This window comes from Paractinoplanes rhizophilus, assembly GCF_042664765.1.
In the GTDB taxonomy this organism is placed as follows: domain Bacteria; phylum Actinomycetota; class Actinomycetes; order Mycobacteriales; family Micromonosporaceae; genus Actinoplanes; species Actinoplanes rhizophilus.
In genome coordinates, this window is sequence record NZ_JBHTBJ010000011.1 from 38,162 (window position 1) to 56,584 (window position 18,423).

The 18,423-nt window shown below is 69.4% G+C and carries 11 protein-coding genes; 8 read left to right on the forward strand and 3 right to left on the reverse strand.

Annotated features, from left to right (window positions below):
- Positions 1-9: 9 nt before the first annotated feature.
- From ACFQS1_RS17225 to ACFQS1_RS17240, 4 genes are all read left to right on the forward strand, one after another.
- On the forward strand, positions 10-1,269 hold the full coding sequence (locus ACFQS1_RS17225; protein WP_378969203.1) for a nucleotide sugar dehydrogenase: 1,260 nt from the start codon (positions 10-12) through the stop codon (positions 1,267-1,269).
- A gap of 2 nt (positions 1,270-1,271) precedes the next feature.
- On the forward strand, positions 1,272-2,396 hold the full coding sequence (wecB, locus tag ACFQS1_RS17230; protein ID WP_378969205.1) for a non-hydrolyzing UDP-N-acetylglucosamine 2-epimerase: 1,125 nt from the start codon (positions 1,272-1,274) through the stop codon (positions 2,394-2,396).
- Between the two features lie 341 nt (positions 2,397-2,737).
- Positions 2,738-5,932: a N,N-dimethylformamidase beta subunit family domain-containing protein gene (locus tag ACFQS1_RS17235; RefSeq protein WP_378969207.1), complete on the forward strand. Its 3,195-nt coding sequence runs from the start codon at positions 2,738-2,740 to the stop codon at positions 5,930-5,932.
- Positions 5,933-5,945: 13 nt separating this feature from the next.
- A complete protein-coding gene (locus ACFQS1_RS17240) occupies positions 5,946-10,418 on the forward strand; it encodes a DUF4082 domain-containing protein (protein WP_378969209.1) in 4,473 nt (1,490 codons plus the stop codon).
- A gap of 440 nt (positions 10,419-10,858) precedes the next feature.
- On the opposite strand, the gene ACFQS1_RS17245 is transcribed toward ACFQS1_RS17240, so the two are convergent.
- From ACFQS1_RS17245 to rfbA, 3 genes are all read right to left on the reverse strand, one after another.
- Positions 10,859-12,370, reverse strand: a complete 1,512-nt coding sequence (locus ACFQS1_RS17245) for a sugar transferase (RefSeq protein ID WP_378969211.1) — start codon at positions 12,368-12,370, stop codon at positions 10,859-10,861.
- Positions 12,371-12,724: 354 nt separating this feature from the next.
- The gene (locus ACFQS1_RS17250; protein WP_378969213.1) at positions 12,725-13,324 is read right to left on the reverse strand and encodes a dTDP-4-dehydrorhamnose 3,5-epimerase family protein; all 600 of its coding nucleotides are present in this window, start codon (positions 13,322-13,324) and stop codon (positions 12,725-12,727) included.
- Entirely contained in the window at positions 13,321-14,205 is an 885-nt protein-coding gene (gene rfbA / locus ACFQS1_RS17255; RefSeq protein WP_378969215.1) for a glucose-1-phosphate thymidylyltransferase RfbA, read from the reverse strand. The genes ACFQS1_RS17250 and rfbA overlap by 4 nt, the downstream gene beginning before the upstream one ends.
- A 46-nt stretch (positions 14,206-14,251) precedes the next feature.
- On the opposite strand from rfbA, the gene rfbB reads away from it, so the two are divergent.
- From rfbB to ACFQS1_RS17275, 4 genes are all read left to right on the forward strand, one after another.
- Positions 14,252-15,229: a dTDP-glucose 4,6-dehydratase gene (gene rfbB / locus ACFQS1_RS17260; RefSeq protein WP_378969217.1), complete on the forward strand. Its 978-nt coding sequence runs from the start codon at positions 14,252-14,254 to the stop codon at positions 15,227-15,229.
- Positions 15,229-16,077, forward strand: a complete 849-nt coding sequence (gene rfbD, locus ACFQS1_RS17265) for a dTDP-4-dehydrorhamnose reductase (protein WP_378969219.1) — start codon at positions 15,229-15,231, stop codon at positions 16,075-16,077. The genes rfbB and rfbD overlap by 1 nt, the downstream gene beginning before the upstream one ends.
- Before the next feature lie 223 nt (positions 16,078-16,300).
- Positions 16,301-16,576 (forward strand): hypothetical protein, encoded by a 276-nt coding sequence (locus ACFQS1_RS17270; RefSeq protein ID WP_378969221.1) that lies wholly within the window; start codon positions 16,301-16,303, stop codon positions 16,574-16,576.
- Positions 16,577-16,737: 161 nt separating this feature from the next.
- A complete protein-coding gene (locus ACFQS1_RS17275; protein ID WP_378969223.1) occupies positions 16,738-18,312 on the forward strand; it encodes a DHA2 family efflux MFS transporter permease subunit in 1,575 nt (524 codons plus the stop codon).
- Positions 18,313-18,423: the final 111 nt, after the last annotated feature.

An 18,423-nucleotide genomic window follows, 5' to 3' on the forward strand; every position in this document is an offset into this window, starting at 1 on the left:
AGACTGCACATGCGAGTCGTCATCGCCGGACAGGGCTACGTCGGGCTGCCGCTGGCGGTCCGCGCGGCCGAGGTCGGCCACGAGGTCGTCGGGTACGACGTCGACATCCTCCGCATCGGCCGTCTCGCCGAGGGCGAGTCGTACGTCGAGGACATCCCGGCGGAGCGGCTGCGGGCCGCGATCGCAAGCGGGCGGTACAAGCCCAGCGCCGATCCGGCCGACTGCGCCGGTTACGACATCGCGATCATCACGGTGCCGACGCCGCTGCGCGACGGGGCGCCCGATCTGTCGTACGTCGAGGCGAGCGCCGAGTTGCTGGCCGAGCACCTGCGGCCGGGCGCCACCGTGGTCCTCGAATCGACCACCTACCCCGGCACCACCGAAGAGGTGGTCCGCCCCATCCTGGAGAAGTCCTCGGGCCTCGCGGCCGGCGTCGACTTCCACCTCGGGTTCAGCCCGGAGCGGATCGACCCGGGCAACCCGACCTGGACCGTCGTCAACACTCCGAAGATCGTGTCCGGCGTCGACGAGGAGTCCCTGGCCCGGGTCAAGGGCTTCTACGAGACCGTCGTGGAGACCACGGTGAGTGTCGCGTCGACGCGGGAGGCCGAGCTCGCCAAGCTGATCGAGAACACCTTCCGGCACGTCAACATCGCGCTGGTCAACGAGATCGCGATGATCTCCAACGACCTCGGCATCGACGTGTGGCAGGCGATCGACGCGGCCTCGAGCAAGCCGTTCGGTTTCATGCGGTTCACCCCGGGCCCGGGCGTGGGCGGGCATTGCCTGCCGATCGATCCGTCCTACCTGTCGTGGCGGGTGCAGCGTGCCCTCGGCCAGAGTTTCCGCTTCGTCGAGCTGGCCAACGACATCAACAACCACATGCCCGACTACGTCGTCCGGCGCCTCATCGACGCGCTCAACCGGCGGCAGCGCTCGGTCTCCGGCAGCCGGATCCTGCTGCTCGGCCTGGCGTACAAGAAGAACACCGGCGATGCCCGGGAGTCGCCCGCGGTCCGCGTGGTGCAGTTGCTGCGCCAGATGGGCGCCGAGGTCCGGGTCGCCGACCCGCACGTGGTCGAGGCCGTGCACGGCGCGTCCGACCTCACCATGGTCGAGGCGGACGCCGAGGAGCTGCGGGCCGCCGACGCGGTCGTGCTGCTGGCCGACCACGACGCGTTCGACTACGAGTTGATCGCGGCCGAGTCCGCTTACGTCCTCGACACCCGCCGGCGCCTGGCCGCCGGTGCCGCGGTCGAGGTGATCTGAACGTGCCGCGGATCATCTGCGTGGCCGGCGCACGGCCCAACTTCATGAAGGTCAAGCCGGTCATGGACGCGCTCGAGGCGCGCGGCGCCGAGGTGGTGCTGGTGCACACCGGGCAGCATTACGACGCCGCGATGAACGACGTGTTCTTCGCCGACCTCGGCCTGCGTCCGCCCGATCGCCACCTGGGCACCGGCTCCGGCACGCACGCCGAGCAGACCGCTCGCGTGATGACCGCGTTCGAGCCGCTCGTGGACGAGCTGCGTCCGGACGCGGTCGTGGTGGTCGGCGACGTGACCTCGACCCTGTCGTGCGCGTTGGTGGCCGCGAAGGCCGGGGTGCCGGTCGCGCACGTCGAGGCCGGCTTGCGCAGCCGCGACTGGGCCATGCCGGAGGAGATCAACCGAGTCGTGACCGACCGCCTCAGCGAGTTGCTGTTCGCCCCTTCTCCGGACGGCGTGGACAATTTGCGCGCCGAGGGCTACCACGACGACCAGATCCACCTCGCCGGCAACGTCATGATCGACACGTTGTACGCCAACCTCGACCGGGCTCTCGCCTCGGACATCCTGCACCGCTACGAGCTCACCCCCGGCGGGTACGCGCTCGCGACCTTGCATCGCCCGGCCAATGTGGACGATCCCGGAATGCTCGGCGCGTTGCTCACCGCGCTCGGTGAGGTGGCCCAGGAGTTGCCGGTCATCCTGCCGGTGCATCCGCGCACCGCGGCCCGGCTCGAGCTGGCCGGTCTGCCCGGTGGGATTCGCCTGGTGCCGCCCGCCGGTTACCTCGACTTCATCGCCCTGCAGGCGTCGGCCCGGCTGGTGCTGACCGACTCGGGCGGGATTCAGGAGGAGACGACGGCGCTGGGCGTTCCGTGCCTGACGATGCGCGACTCCACCGAGCGCCCGATCACGGTCACCGAGGGCACCAACACCCTGGTCGGCCGCGACCCGGCGCGGATCGTCGGCACGGCCCGTCAGGTGCTGGCCTCGCCGCCGGCGAAGCGGGCCCCGGCCCTCTGGGACGGCCACGCAGGCGATCGCATCGCGGACACGCTGCTGTCCTATCTCGCGGCTCCGGTGCGGTTGCGGCCGACCGATCTGCGGGAGACCGTCGTGGGCTCCTGATCGAGACGCCGAGATGTTGCGGCCCGGTCCCCGGTGGGGGCCGGGCCGTTCGCGTGCCACCGGTCGCGCGGCCTACCGGAACGGCCGAACGGATCGGGATATCCGCTGATCGGCGGGCATCCGGGCCGGTACGGCCAAGATCATGTCCGTCGACCGGGCCGATTGTTCACGCACGTCACCCGCACCGTTCACGCTGTCGGCCAAGCGACTGATACTGCCGTCAGCCTACTGCGATATATCTCTCAGGAGTTCTTCGCTCGCAGAAGCCTTGCGGCGTACCGACCATCGTCCCGACCACTGAGGGCCGCAGCGCAGCGCGTGTGCGGCGGGAGGCGATACTCATGCGCAACCTCATGACGTTCCGGTGGCGGTCGCTGCTGGTGTTCGTCCTTGTCGCCGCGGGCCTGCCGGTCATCGCGGCCGGGCCGGCCGCCGCCGACGCGTGCGCCCCGCTGATCAATCCCATCGCCTGCGAGAACAGCAAACCCGGCACACCGCCCAGCACATGGGACATTTCCGGCTCGGGAAGCGCGGCGCTTCAGGGCTTCAGCACACAGATCAGCGTCAACGTCGGCGAGACGGTGAACTTCAAAATCAAGTCCACCGCTACCTCGTACCGCCTCGACATCTACCGGATGGGCTACTACGGCGGAAACGGCGCACGGCTGATCACCTCAGTCAATCCGGTCGGCCGGCAGACGCAGCCAAATTGCCTGAGCCAGGCCAGCACCGGCCTGGTCGACTGCGGCAACTGGGCGGTCTCGGCATCGTGGCCGGTGCCGTCCACCGCGGTCTCGGGCATCTATTTCGCCCGGCTGGTCCGCACCGACGGCACCTCCGGCGCCAGCCACATCCCGTTCGTGGTGCGCGACGACTCCAGCCATTCCGGTGTCGTCTTCCAGACCTCCGACTCGACCTGGCAGGCCTACAACCAGTACGGCGGCAACAGCCTCTACGTCGGCTCGCCCGCCGGGCGGGCCTACAAGGTCAGCTACAACCGGCCGATCACCACCCGCGGCACCGGAGCCGAGGACTTCGTGTTCAACGCCGAGTACCCGATGGTGCGTTGGCTCGAAGCCAATGGGTACGACGTCAGCTACATCGCGGGCGTCGACGCGGACCGCAGCGGCGCACTGCTGAAGAACCACAAGGCATTCCTGTCCGTGGGCCACGACGAGTACTGGTCGGGGCAGCAGCGGGCGAACGTGGAAGCGGCCCGCGACGCCGGCGTTCACCTCGCGTTCTTCAGCGGCAACGAGGTCTTCTGGAAGACCCGGTGGGAGGCGTCGACCGACGGCTCGAACACGGCGTACCGGACGATGGTCTGCTACAAGGAGACGCACGCGAACGCGAAGATCGACCCGACCGCGGCGTGGACCGGCACCTGGCGCGACCCGCGGTTCAGCCCGCCGGCCGACGGCGGCCGGCCGGAGAACGGCCTGACCGGCACGATCTTCAAGGTCAACGCGGGCACGGTGAGCCTCAAGGTGCCGGCGGCCGACGGCAAGATGCGGCTCTGGCGTGGCACGACCGTGGCCACCCAGGCCGCCGGGGCCACCGCCACCCTGGGCAGCGGCACCATCGGGTACGAGTGGGACACCGACGAGGACAACGGCGCCCGGCCGCGTGGCCTGATCAAGCTGTCCACGACCAGCGCCTCGGGTCTGGACGTGTTGCAGGACTACGGCTCCACCTACGCCGGCGGCAGCGCCACCCACAACCTGACGCTGTACCGCGCGCCCAGCGGCGCCTTGGTGTTCGGCGCCGGCACGGTGCAGTGGTCCTGGGGGCTGGACAGCAACCACGACCGCGGCTCGGGCGCGGCCAGCACGCCCATGAAGCAGGCGACCGTCAATTTGCTGGCCGACATGGGCGTTCAACCCGGCACCCTGCAATCCGGGCTCACCGCGGCCGCCGCCTCCACCGACACCGTCGGCCCCGCCGCGGTCATCACGACCCCGGCGGCCGGCGCGAACCTGCCGGCCGGCGCGACGACAGCCATCTCCGGCACCGCCACTGACTCCGGCGGCGTCGTCGGCGGCGTCGAGATCTCCACCGACAACGGGTCGACCTGGCACCCGGCCAACGGCCGCGGGAGCTGGACGTACAACTGGACGCCGAGCACCGCGGGAACGACCACGATCCGGGTGCGGGCCACGGACGACAGCGGCAACGTCGGCGCCGACGTCACGCGGTCCGTCACCGTCGGCGCCCGTACCTGCCCGTGCACCATCTGGAGCGCGGGAACCGTCCCGGCCACCCCGGCCGATCCGGACAGCGCCGGCACCGAGCTCGGCATCCGGTTCCGGGCGGACGTCGCCGGTCAGGTCACCGCCATCCGGTTCTACAAGAGCAGCACCAACACCGGCACCCACGTCGGGCGTTTGTGGACCAATTCCGGCACCCAGCTGGCCAGCGTCACGTTCACCGGCGAATCGGCGTCCGGCTGGCAGCAGGCGAACCTGTCCACCCCGGTGACGCTGGCCCCGAACACGACGTACGTCGTCTCCTACTACGCCCCGAACGGTCACTACGCGGGCGACACGAGTTACTTCGCCAACCAGGGTTTCGACAGCGCGCCACTGCACGCGCTGAGGGACGGCGTGGACGGCGTCAACGGCGTCTACCGCTACGGCACGGGCTTCCCGACGCTGGCGTGGCTGAGCGCCAACTACTACGTCGACGTGGTCTTCACCACCGGCGCCGGCGCGCCCGACACCACGGCGCCGACGGTGACCGCGCGTACGCCGGCATCCGGCGCGACCGGCGTGCCGGTCACCACCACTGCCACCGCCACCTTCAGCGAGCCGGTGCAGAGCGCCACGATCAGCATGGGTCTCAAGAACGCGGCCGGCGACAGCATCGCGGGCGCCGCCGCCTACAACTCCGCCACGAACACGGCGACGTTCACGCCGTCCGCCGCGCTCGCCGGGAACACGACCTACACCGCGAGCGTCAGCGGGGCCAAGGATCTCGCCGGCAACACCATGACCGCCACCTCCTGGTCGTTCACCACGGCGACGGTGACCACGCCACCGGCCGGCACCACGTACACGATCTGGCCGGCCACGGCCGTCCCCGGCACGCCGGCCGACTCGGACACCGTGGCGGTCGAGCTCGGCACGCGGTTCCGGTCCGACGTCGCCGGACAGATCACCGGCATCCGCTTCTACAAGGGCAGCGGGAACACCGGCACGCACGTCGGGCATCTGTGGAGCGCGAGCGGCACGTTGCTCGGCACGGCGACCTTCAGCGGCGAGTCGGCGACCGGCTGGCAGACCGCCAGCTTCGCCACTCCGGTGACGATCGCGGCGAACACCACCTACGTCGTGTCCTACTACGCACCGGTCGGCCGCTACGCCGGCGACACCGGCTATTTCGCGAGCACCGGCGTGGACAACGGCCCGCTGCACGCCTTGCGGGACGGGGTGGACGGCGCCAACGGGCTCTACCGGTACGGCGCGGGCGGGGGCTTCCCTACCAACACCTGGCAGTCGACCAACTACTGGGTTGACGTCGTCTTCACGGCCCCCTGAGGAGAGTGACCCCTTGAAACGAACGACAGACCGGCGGCGGCGCCTGATTCCCGCGCTGGTGGCCTGCCTGGCCCTCGTGGCTGGGGTGCTCGTCGCGCCGACGGCGGCAGCCGCTGCCACCTGCCCCTGCACCATCTGGCCGAGCACGGCCGTTCCGGCCGTGCCGTCCGACCCGGATACCGCGGCGGTCGAGGTCGGGGTGAAATTCCGGTCCGACACCGATGGGTACGTGACGGGCGTGCGCTTCTACAAGGGCAGCGCCAACACGGGTACGCACATCGGCCACCTGTGGTCGGCGACCGGCACCAACCTGGGCACCGTCACCTTCACCGGCGAGACCGCGTCGGGCTGGCAAACCGCCACCTTCGCCAGTCCCATCGCGATCAGCGGGAACACGACCTATGTGGCGTCGTACTACGCGCCGAACGGCCGGTACGCCGGTGACGAAGGGGCCTTCGCATCGGCGGGAGTCGACAACGCGCCCCTGCATGCGCTGCGCGACGGTGCGGACGGGGTGAACGGCGTCTACCGGTACGGCGCCGGTGGGGGATTCCCCACCAGTTCGTGGCAGTCGGCGAACTATTGGGTCGATGTCGTCTTCAACAGCGCAGCCACCGACTCGACGCCGCCGACCGTGACCGCCACCAGCCCGGCGCCCGGCGCCGTCGGGGTGGCCACCAACGCCACGGCCAGCGCCACCCTGAGCGAACCGCTGCAGACCGGCACCGTGGCGCTCGCCGTCCGGGCGGGCAGCACCACGGTGGCCGGCACGGCGGCGTACAACGCGGGCACCCGGACGGTCACGTTCACCCCGTCGAGCGCACTCGCCACGAACACGGTTTACACCGCGACGGTCAGCGGGGCGAAGGACACAGCCGGCAACACCATGTCGGCGTACTCCTGGACGTTCACCACGGTGGAATCCACCGGGACTGGTTGCCCGTGCAGCATCTGGCCGGCCACTGCGACGCCGGCCACCGCCTCGACCAACGACAACAGCCCGGTCGAGGTCGGCGTGAAGTTCCGCGCCGGCGCGGCCGGCTACATCACCGGCCTGAAGTTCTACAAGGGCAGCGGCAACACCGGCACCCACACCGGCTCGATCTGGAGCACCACCGGCGCGCGCCTGTCGACCGTCACCTTCACCGGGGAGAGCTCGACCGGCTGGCAGACTGCCACGCTGCCGAACCCGGTCGCGATCACGGCGAACACCACCTACGTCGCGTCGTATCACACCGACGCGGGCTTCTATGCCTCGACCACCAACGGCCTTTCCGCGGCGGTCACCCGTGGGCCGCTGACCGCTCTCGCGAACGGCGCCGCCGGTGGCAACGGCGTCTACCGGTACGGCGCCAGCGGCTACCCGGACAGCACCTACCAGTCGACGAACTACTGGGTCGACGTCGTCTTCGACACCACGGCCACCGACACCGTCGCACCAACCCTGATCACGCGTGCGCCGTCGTCCGGCGCCACCGGCGTCGCGGCGACGACGGCAGTCACCGCGACGTTCAGCGAGCCGGTCACGTCGTCGAGCGTGACGCTGACCGGGCCGTCCGGCGCGGTCGCCGGCACCGCGGCGTACAACTCGAGCACCGCCACGGCCACGTTCACCCCGTCGACCGCGCTGGCGTACTCGACGGGATACACGGCCACTGTCAGTGGCGCGACGGACTCGGTCGGCAACGTCATGACGCCGGTGTCCTGGAGCTTCACCACCGCTGCCGCGCCACCGCCGCCACCCGATCAGGGACCCGGCGGGCCGGTGCTCGTCATCAAGTCGTCGGCGACCGGCGCAAGCGGATTCACCTCGTTCCTCGCCGAGGTGCTGCGCACCGAGGGTCTCAACGAATTCGCGACCACCGACCTGGCCACGGTCACCGCCGCGACGCTGAGCCAGTACGACGTGGTGCTGCTCGGCCAGACCGCCCTCACCGCCGCCCAGGTCAGCATGTTCAGCACCTGGGTCACCGGCGGAGGCAACCTGATCGCGTTCCGTCCGGACGCGCAACTCGCCGGGCTGCTCGGCCTCAGCTCCACGAGCACCACGCTCGCGGAGGGCTACCTCAAGGTCGACACCACGTCGTCACCCGGCGCGGGCATCACGGATCAGACGGTGCAATTCCACGGCACGGCCGACCGATACACGCTGAACGGGGCCCGAGCCGTCGCCACCCTGTACTCGAACGCGACCACGGCCACCACCAACCCCGCCGTGTCACTGGTGAGCGTCGGATCCAACGGCGGTCAGGCCGCGGCGTTCAGCTTCGACCTGCCGCGGTCGCTGGTCTACACCCGCCAGGGCAACCCGGCGTGGGAGGGCCAGGAACGCGACGGCTCGTCGCCGAGGCGATCCGACGACCTGTACTTCGGCGGCACCAGCGCCGACTGGGTCAACCTGTCGAAGGTCGCCATCCCCCAGGCCGACGAACAGCAGCGGTTGCTGGCCAACCTGATCGGCGCCATGAACCTGGATCGCAAGCCGCTGCCGAAGTTCTGGTACTTCCCGCGCAGCCTCAAGGCAGTTGTCGTCGCGACCGGTGACGATCACGCCGTGGGCGGGACCTCGGCCCGGTTCGCCCAGTACGCCGCGAACAGCCCGGCGAACTGCGTGGTCGACGACTGGCAGTGTGCCCGATACACCTCGTATGTCTTCCCGAACGCGCCGCTGACCAATTCCCAGGCGTCGTCCTTCCAAGCGCAGGGTTTCGAGGTCGGGCTGCACACCAACACCAACTGTTCCGATTTCACGCCGAGCTCGCTGAGCGGGTTCTACACCGAGCAGCTGGCAACCTGGCGGGCGAAGTACAGCTCCGTGCCCGGCCCGGCGACCAACCGTACGCACTGCATCGTCTGGTCGGACTGGTCGAGCCAGCCGTCCACCGCCGGGGCGAACGGGATCAGGATGGACACGAACTACTACTACTGGCCCGGGTCCTGGGTCGCGGACCGGCCCGGCTTCATGACCGGCTCCGGCATGCCGATGCGCTTCTCCGGAAAGACCGGTGGCTTGATCGACGTGTATCAGGCGGCCACCCAGATGACCGACGAGTCCGACCAGAGCTATCCCTTCACCGTCAACCGGTTGCTGGACAACGCGGTGGGCTCGTTGGGCTACTACGGCGCCTTCACCGCCAACATGCACACGGATGCCGGCACCGAGTTCGAGAGCGACCAGCTGCTCGCCTCGGCGCAGGCCCGCGGTGTGCCACTGATCACGGCCAAGCAGCTGCTCACCTGGGTGGACGGGCGTAACGCCTCGTCGTACTCGGGCATCTCGTTGTCGGGGAACAACCTTTCGTTCACGGTCAACGTGGGCGCGGGCGCCAACGGCTTGACCGGCATGGTGCCCACGCTGGGCCCCGGCGGGCGGACGCTGACCACGCTGACCCGGGCCGGCTCGGCGGTGTCCTTCAGCCGAACGACGATCAAGGGCGTCGAGTACGCGATGTTCACGGCCACGCCCGGGGCATATGTGGCTGGATACGGTTCCAGCGCCGCCGCGCTTGCGGTCACCGCGACGGTGCTCGAGGCCGGCCCCACAACGGCGGACGTCACGCTGGGCGGGACCATTGCCGGTCAGACCACGGTCGAGTACGGCACGGACGCCGCGCGGCTGTCCGCGAAGGTCGTGGACGGCACCCAGGCAGCCGAGCGGACCGTGCAGATCGAGGGGCTCAAGCCGGGCACCACGTATTGGTACCGGGTGCGGGTCACCTCACCGGGCGGGAGGACGACGACGGTCTCGCCGCTGCACCGGCTCGTCACCGAGGCCCCGGACGCGAAGGCCCCGGGCATCTCGGCCGTGACCGCACTGCCGCGGCCGGACGGCACGGCGACAGTGTCGTGGCGGACGGACGAGTCGGCCGCCGCGCTCCTGCAGGTCGGGGAGAAGGCGAACGCGCTCGCCGACTGGCCGGGCGACGTTGAGGGCCGGCAGCACAGTGCGACGGTGACCGGGCTGAAGCCGCGAACCATGTACTACTACCGGGTCCGCAGTGTCGACGCTGCCGGCAACACCACCGTCTGGCCCGCCGTGGACCAGCCGGCGGCGGCGTTCGTCTCCGCGGCGGTCGGCGTGGCCGACTACACCCTGGCCGGCCTGCGCACCGGAAAGGGGAACCACACCACCGTGACCGCCGATGGCGTGCGGCTGTCGGGCAACGCCCGGAGCGGCAGCATGGTGTCCCGCGTGCTCGACGCGGGGCAGATGGTCACCTGGGACCGGCTGTCGTACCAGGCGTCGGCACCCACCGGCACGACGGTCCGGCTGTACGTCCGCACCGGCAGCACCTCAGCCCCCGGGCCCGGTTGGACTGGCTGGAAGCTGGCAGGCCAGGGGGACAGGGTTGTGGGCGGCTCGCGGTACGCGCAGTACCGGGTGGAGCTGACTCGCGACAACCGTGATGCCTCGCCGGTCCTGCACGGGGTCGGTATCACCTCGGACGCGCAACCGCTGGACACGCCGACCGAGACGCAGCGGTAGGCCACTACTGCTCCGGCGCAAGAAGGACAGAGCCCCTGGCCGCCACCAGGGGCTTTTTCCTTCCCCGGTACGGTCCGAGCAGGCATTGCGTTGGTAAGCGAAGGTGTGGCGACGGCCGCGGAGCATCGCGATCGGTGCGTAAACCCGGCTGCGTCGCTGCGGCAGCTCCTCGCGCAGGCCGACGACCAGGTCAGGCAGGTCCGCCCGCTGGCGGATGGGCCGATAGTTCTGGTCCTCGAGCACGGCCCGCGGAACGGGACCGACTATGCACAGTCAATGGGCCCGCCGATGCGGGCCCATTCCAAGGCGGCTTGGGTTGACCTCATCCCGAGGAGGCGATTCGAGTGCGCGCTCGTCGGCCACCGCCGCAACACGGCAATATCGGGGGATCGTCCCCCATGACTTGCGTACCCCTTGTTACCGGACCAGCCAACGACGACCTAATAGGCACCGGAACTGCGCGCGACCGCGCTGACGGTGCGGGCCAGGATCGCGAGGTCCATGGACAGCGACCAGTTCTCCACGTACGTGAGGTCGAGCCGGATGGACTCGTCCCAGGACAGGTCGGAGCGGCCGGAGACCTGCCACAAGCCGGTCATGCCGGGCTTGACCACGAGCCGGCGACGCATGTCGGCGGGGTAGGCGGCGACCTCCCGGGCGAGCGGGGGCCGGGGGCCGACCAGGGACATGTCGCCCTTGAGCACGTTTATCAGCTGGGGCAGCTCGTCGAGGGACAGACGTCGCAGCCAGCGGCCGACCGGGGTGATCCGGGGATCCTGGCGCATCTTGAACAGCTCGCCGTCGGTGTCGTTGAGGTTGCGCAGCTCCTGCAGGCGGGCCTCGGCGTTGACCACCATCGTGCGGAACTTGTAGAGCTCGAAGAGGCGGCCGTCCTTGCCGACCCGTTCCTGTTTGAAGATGGCCGGCCCGCGTCCGTCGGGGCCGAACTTCACGAGCAGGGCGAGTACGAGCAGGAGCGGCGAGCTGAGCGTCAGCAGGATCAGCGCCCCGACTCGGTCGAAGGCGTTCTTGATGAGCCGGGAGCTGCCCTTGAGCCGCGGGTGTTCGACGTGCAGCATGGGCAGGCCGTCGACCGGGCGGATGGTGGTGCGGTCGCCGGCGACGTCGACCAGCGTGCTGGCGACGATGAGGTCGATCTCGTCGCGTTCGAGTTGCCAGGCGAGGCGGCGCAGCGCGGGCCCGTCGAGCTCGGGGCAGGAGAGCACCACGACGGTGTCGGCGCCGGAGAGGCTGACCGCGGCGGCCACGCCGTCGAAGTCGCCGTAGATCTCGGGCATGCCGGCGACCGTCGCGGAGTCGGCGATCTGGCCGGCTGGCACGCAGGCGCCGAGGATGCCGAGGCCGTGGTGGCTTTCCCGACGCAGCCGGCGGGTCATGTCGGCGACCGCCCGCGCGTGCCCGACCAGAATGACCCGGTGCAGACGGTTACCCCGGGCCCACGAACGGTGCAGCATCTGCCGATAGGCGTATCGGGCGACCAGGCCGAGGGCGGTGGCCAGGGGAACTGCGATGAGAACGTATCCACGTGCCAAACGGAGGTCGAACGCGAATGAAAAAATGGCCAGAGTAGCAGTGAGGCCTAGTCCGGATCGAACTACTCTCGCGTATTCGTCGGTGCCGACGAACAGATGCCGGCTCTCGTGTGCCCGGTTGAGTGCGAGCACGGTGATCCAGGCAAGTGGGAAAAGCAGCGTCAGCAGCAGATAGACCAGCAGGAACGGCGCCGGCCCCACCGAGCCGAATCGCAGGAACAGGGCTGAGCCGGCCGCAACGAGCCCGACCGTGTAGTCGATGAGGTACAACCGCCAGGTGTACCGGCCACGCCAGTCGGGACGCGGGGGAGCCTGGCGAAACCCGGCCGGCCGCACGGCCAGGAGCTGGGATTCTTCACGGGTGATCTCGACTGTCGACCCTGGGTCGATCGTCTGCACGCCTAGCCTCCGTCATTGATGGCGGTCAACCACGGTCCGTCTTCGGGCCTCTGTCGGACATTCCGGTCGAGGCGGTGTGTAACTGGTTCAGATTTTCACGGTCGGGTGGCGACCCAGCGGACTCCAACCGAGAGCCTGCTTAATCCGGTGGGTCACGCGCTACACCTTTCCGTGCGAGAGGAATGGCGAATCGGATGATGCCATTTCCAAACACTACTCATGTTGGTCAAATCGGGCGTACCGGAAAATTGCCATAATCCGGAACTTAATGTTCTCTAAATGTTGGAGATAACCCGCAACTCATACTCCAAAGCGCCGTGCGGGTCAACGGTCCGAAGAGGAATTCGGTATGTATTAAATCCGACCACGTTCCGCGATATATGTGTTACAGGCTTCATATAGCGGCAGGAGACCCGTGGCCTGCGCCTCCGCCAGCGTCGGCGCCGCGGCGTCCTTGGTGGACAGTTCGGGGCTCGCGGCCGGCCAGGCGATGCCGAGCTCGGGATCGAGCGGGTTGATCCCGTGCTCGTGCCCCGGGCGATAGGTGCTCGAGCAGAGGTACGTCACGGTGGCGCCCTCGGTCAGCGAGCAGAACGCGTGCCCCAGCCCCTCGGCCAGGTAGACGGCGCGTCGGTCCCGGTCGTCCAGCGGGACGGCTTCCCACGAGCCGAACGTCGGCGAGCCCACCCGGATGTCCACGACCACGTCGAGGATCGCGCCCGAGACGCACGTCACGTACTTGGCCTGGCCGGGCGGCACGTCGGCGAAGTGGATGCCGCGCACCACGTCGCGGGCCGAGGTGGAGAGGTTGGCCTGGGCCAGGTCGAGCGGGTGGCCGACGACCTCGGCCAGCTTGTCGAAGCGGTACCACTCGAGGAACACGCCGCGGTCGTCGCCGTGCTGGACGGGAGTGATCTCGAAGGCGCCCTCGATGGTCAACGGCCGGATCTTCACCGCGCGCCTCCGAACTTTCCGGAGCCGAGCAGTCGCACCAGGTAGTCGCCGTACCCGCTCTTGAGCAGTGGCTCGGCCAGCGAGCGCAGGCCCTCGTCGGAGACGAAGCCGAGCCGCCAGGCCGCCTCCTCGATGCAACCGATCTTGAGGCCCTGCCGCTCCTCGATCACCCGGACGTACTCCGAAGCCTGCACCATCGACTGGAACGTGCCGGTGTCCAGCCAGACCGTGCCCCGGTCGAGGACGGTCACATCCAGCCGGCCCTGGCGCAGGTACTCCTCGTTCACCGCGGTGATCTCCAGCTCGCCACGCTCGCTGGGCACCAGCTTCTCCACGATCCGCACCACGTCGGCATCGTAGAAATAGAGACCCGGCACGACGTACGTCGACTTGGGCTTCTCGGGTTTTTCCTCGATCGAGAGAACCTTGCCGTTCTCGTCGAACTCCACCACCCCGTAGCGCTCGGGGTCGGCCACCGGGTACGCGAAGACGCGGCCGCCCGCGGGGGAGGCGAACTGGGCGAGCTGACGGCCCAGGCCCACCCCGTGGAAGATGTTGTCGCCCAGCACCAGCGCGACCGGCTGGTCGCCGATGAAGTCGGCGCCGATCTTGAACGCCTGGGCGATCCCGTCGGGGCTGGGCTGCGCCGCGTACGACAGCGAGAGCCCGAGCCGGGAGCCGTCGCCCAGCAGCCGCTGGAAGAGCGGCTGGTCCTCGGGAGTGGTGATCACCAGGATTTCCCGGATGCCCGCCGATACCAGAGTGGTAAGCGGGTAGTAAATCATCGGCTTGTCGAAGATCGGCATCAACTGTTTCGACATCGCCATCGTAATGGGCCACAGTCGGGAGCCGGTTCCACCGGCGAGAAGGATTCCGCGCACCGAAGGAGACTAGGCAGCGCGCGCAAGACGCGTACACTCGCCAGCCGTGCAGATTTTCGTGACCGGGGGTGCCGGTTTCATCGGTTCGGCCTACGTCCGGGCCCTCCTGCAGGACGAATTCGCCGGCGCGGCAGGCGCCTCGGTGACGGTTCTGGACCTGTTGTCCTATTCCGGTAATCGGGACAACCTCCCGCTGACGGATTCCCGACTGCGTTTCGTCCAGGGCGACATCACCGATTCGGCTCTGCTTCGCGAGCTGTTGCCCGGCCATGACGCCGTCGTTCATTTCGCGGCCGAGTCCCACGTCGATCGATCCATCGCGGGCGCGCTGCCGTTCGTGACGACCAACGTGCTGGGCACCCAGACGCTGCTCGACGAGGCGCGCGCGGCCGGCGTCGGCCGGTTCCTGCACGTCTCCACCGACGAGGTGTACGGCTCGATCGACGACGGCTCGTGGACCGAGCAGTGGCCGCTGGCGCCGAACTCGCCGTACGCCGCCTCCAAGGCCTCCTCCGACCTGATGGCCCTGGCCGCCCACCGCACGCACGGCATGGACGTGGTGGTCACCCGCTGCTCCAACAACTACGGCACGCACCAGTTCCCCGAGAAGGTCATCCCGCTGTTCGTCACCAACCTGATCGACGGCAAGCAGGTGCCGCTCTACGGCGACGGCGGCAACGTGCGCGACTGGCTGCACGTCACCGACCACTGCCGGGGCATCCAGCTGGCGCTCGAGAAGGGCCGCGCGGGCGAGGTCTACAACATCGGCGGGGGCACCGAGCTGAGCAACCGCGAGCTCACCGGCCGGTTGCTCGAGGCGTGCGGCGCCGGCTGGGAGATGGTCCGGCCGGTCACCGACCGCAAGGGCCACGACCGCCGCTATTCGCTGGACATCACCAAGATCAAAAACGAGCTTGGGTACGAGCCGCAGGTGACGCTCGAACAGGGGCTTGCCGACACCGTCGCCTGGTACCGCGAGAACCGGGCCTGGTGGGAGCCGCTCAAGGCGCGAGCGGCCCTCTGATGCGCTGGCTCGTCACCGGCGCGGGCGGCATGCTCGGGCGTGATCTCCAGGTTGCCCTCGCCGAGGCCGGTGAGACGCGGGTTCACTCCGCGACGCGTGCCGACCTGGACATAACGGATGCCGATTCCGTGCGTGCCGCGGTGCTTGGCGTCGACGTGGTGCTGAACGCGGCGGCGTGGACCGACGTCGACGGCGCGGAAACGGCGGAGGAAGCCGCCACGGCGGTCAACGGGGACGCCGTACGTGTGCTGGCCGAAACGGCCGGAAAGCGACTGATCAGCGTTTCCACCGACTATGTCTTCGACGGCGCGGCCACCGCGCCGATCCCCGAGGACGCCCCGCACGCGCCGATCAACGCCTACGGCCGCGGCAAGGCGGCCGGCGAGCGCGCGGTGCTGGCCGCCGGCGGGTACGTCGTGCGCACCGCCTGGCTGTACGGCGCGCACGGCCCCAACTTCGTGCGGACGATGCTGCGGCTCGCCGCCGAGCGGGACACCCTCGACGTCGTCGACGACCAGCGGGGCTCGCCCACCTGGTCGCTCGCGCTCGCCCGCCAGCTGGTCGCGCTCGGCCGCGCCGCGGTCGCCGGCCGGGCCGGGCCGGGCGCGTACCACGGCACCGCGGCCGGCTCGACCACCTGGTACGGCCTGGCCCGGGCCGTCTTCGCGGAGGCCGGCCTCGACCCCGCCCGGGTACGCCCGACGACCAGCGACAAGTTCGTCCGCCCGGCGCGACGCCCGGCGTACAGCGTGCTCGGCCACGACCGGTGGGCCGGCACCGGCGTCGACCCGCTGCCCGATTGGCGGCCCATGCTGACCGAGGCAATGCCTTTCTTGTCGGAAAGGTGACCTTTCTTGTCGGAAAGGTGACCTTCGCCTCATAGCCATCCCGGCGGACCCGCTGTCCGAATACCTGCCGAGAAACAGAACCCTTCCTGGCTACCCGACGTTTGTCAGGTATGGCCCGCAGGGGATATAGGTGGCCGGTTCCGGCGGAAACCCGGAGGCGATCACTAGCGGGCCAGGCGCACTCTGAGGCAAGAACCCGCACCCGACATCGGAGATGATCGAAATGCGAAGCCAGCTTCTTTCCGCGCGCGCGGCCGCCTTGTTCGCCAGCGAACTGCCGACCGGCTCCCGCCCGGCCCTCTCGGTGGTCGGCGCCGCGATCGCCTCGTCCGTCCACGCGTGCGGGGGCACCCGCGGTTGCGTGGCCATGATGGCCGCCGCGTACGGCGACTACCCGGAGACCTCGGCCCCGCGTATGCGCTGGGCGCTGAGCGTCGCCTCGATGATGGCGCCCGGGGCCACCCGGCCGGAACCGGATCGGGAGCTCATCGCCGCCTGAGCCGGCGGCCTTTTGTCGCCGCCTTCAGACCCTCTTCGAGGTCGCCTGAGATTTCGCTGAGTGATGGGGCTCACCCTGTCGGAAAACGGGATGCCCTGCGAGCTGCATCAATGGCAGTATCCAGGCCATACACACAGTGATTGCGATCTCTGGAGCACCTCGTGACTGATCAAGCGGCTGCTGCGCCGCCCGAGAAACTGGACGCCGCGGTATTCAAGATTGCCGGCGTCGTGGTGCTCGGCGCCCTGATGTCGATCCTCGACATCACCGTCGTGAGCGTCGCGCTGCCGACGTTCCAGACCGAGTTCAACGCGACCTATGCCCAGGTCGCCTGGACCCTCACCGGCTACACCCTGGCCCTGGCCACCGTGATCCCGCTCAGCGGGTGGGCGGCCGACCGGTTCGGCACCAAGCGGCTCTACATGCTGGCCCTGGTGCTGTTCACCGCCGGCTCCGCGCTCTGCGCCACCGCGGGCTCGATCGAGCAGCTCGTGGGCTACCGCGTGCTGCAGGGCCTCGGCGGCGGCATGCTCATGCCGCTCGGCATGACGATCATGACCCGCGCGGCCGGCCCCAAGCGCATCGGCCGCCTGATGGCGGTCCTCGGCATCCCGATGCTGCTCGGCCCGATCGGCGGCCCGATCCTGGGCGGCTGGCTGATCGAGGCGGCGAGCTGGCACTGGATCTTCCTGATCAACGTGCCGATCGGCGCCGTCGCCCTGGTCTACGCGCTGTTCGCGCTGCCCAAGGACAACCCGGTGCCGTCCGAGTCGTTCGACTTCCTCGGCATGCTGATGCTCTCGCCCGGCCTGGCGCTGTTCCTGTTCGGCGTCTCGTCGCTGCCACAGGAGGGCACGATCACGGCGCCGAAGGTGTGGGTCACCATGCTGATCGGCGCGGTGATGATCATCACCTTCGTGTTCTACTCGTTCAAGCCCCGGCACCCCCTGCTCGACCTGCGGCTGTTCCGCAACACGCGGCTGCGGGTGTCGACCATCGCGCTGTTCGTCTTCATCATCGCGTTCATGGGCGCCGGCCTGTTGTTCCCCAGCTACTTCCTGCAGGTACGCGGCGAGTCGACGCTGCACGCGGGTCTGCTGATGGCGCCGCAGGGCATCGGCGCGATGCTGACCATGCCGATCGCCGGCACGCTGGCCGACCGGGTGCCGGTGGGGCGCACGGTCCCGTTCGCGATGGCGCTGATCGCGGCCGGCTTCTTCACGTTCACCCAGGTCGGCACCGACACGTCGTACCTGCTGCTGTGCGGCTCGCTGTTCGTGATGGGCCTCGGCATGGGCGGCACGATGATGCCGATCATGACCTCGGCGCTGCGGACGCTCGACCACCACGACGTGGCGCGCGGCTCGACGCTGGTCAACATCCTCCAGCAGATCGGCGGCTCGATCGGCACGGCCACCATGTCGGTGATCCTGACCAGCCAGCTCAACGGCTCGGCCGAGATCCCCGGCGCGGTCAACCCGCAGACCGGCGAGCCGGTCACCGAGGCGGGCGCCGCGATCGCCCACCAGCAGGGCGCCAACCTGCCGATCCCGCCCGACATCATCGAGCGCGGCCTGCACTTCGTGGCCGACTCGTTCGCCACGACCTTCACGGTCGGCTTCTTCCTGGTGCTGGCGACGTTCATCCCGATCGCCTTCCTGCCACGCAAGAAGGAAGCGGCTCCCACCGAGCCCACGGGCGAGGGCGTCGCCGACGCGCCGGTGCTGATGCACTGACGAGCTGAGCCTTCAGCCCAGGGGTGGGGGAGGCGGCGCATCAAGCGCCGTTTCCCCCACCCCATCGTCTTCCCCGCCCCCGCGCGCCCTTGCGGATCTTGATAACTTGGT

Bases quoted from the DNA above. Each gene is read 5' to 3' on its own strand.
- ACFQS1_RS17235 (WP_378969207.1), top strand. From the start codon at position 2,738: ATGCGCAACCTCATGACGTTCCGGTGGCGGTCGCTGCTGGTGTTCGTC.
- ACFQS1_RS17225 (WP_378969203.1), top strand. From the start codon at position 10: ATGCGAGTCGTCATCGCCGGACAGGGCTACGTCGGGCTGCCGCTGGCG.
- ACFQS1_RS17270 (WP_378969221.1), top strand. From the start codon at position 16,301: ATGCGAAGCCAGCTTCTTTCCGCGCGCGCGGCCGCCTTGTTCGCCAGC.
- rfbD (WP_378969219.1), top strand. From the start codon at position 15,229: ATGCGCTGGCTCGTCACCGGCGCGGGCGGCATGCTCGGGCGTGATCTC.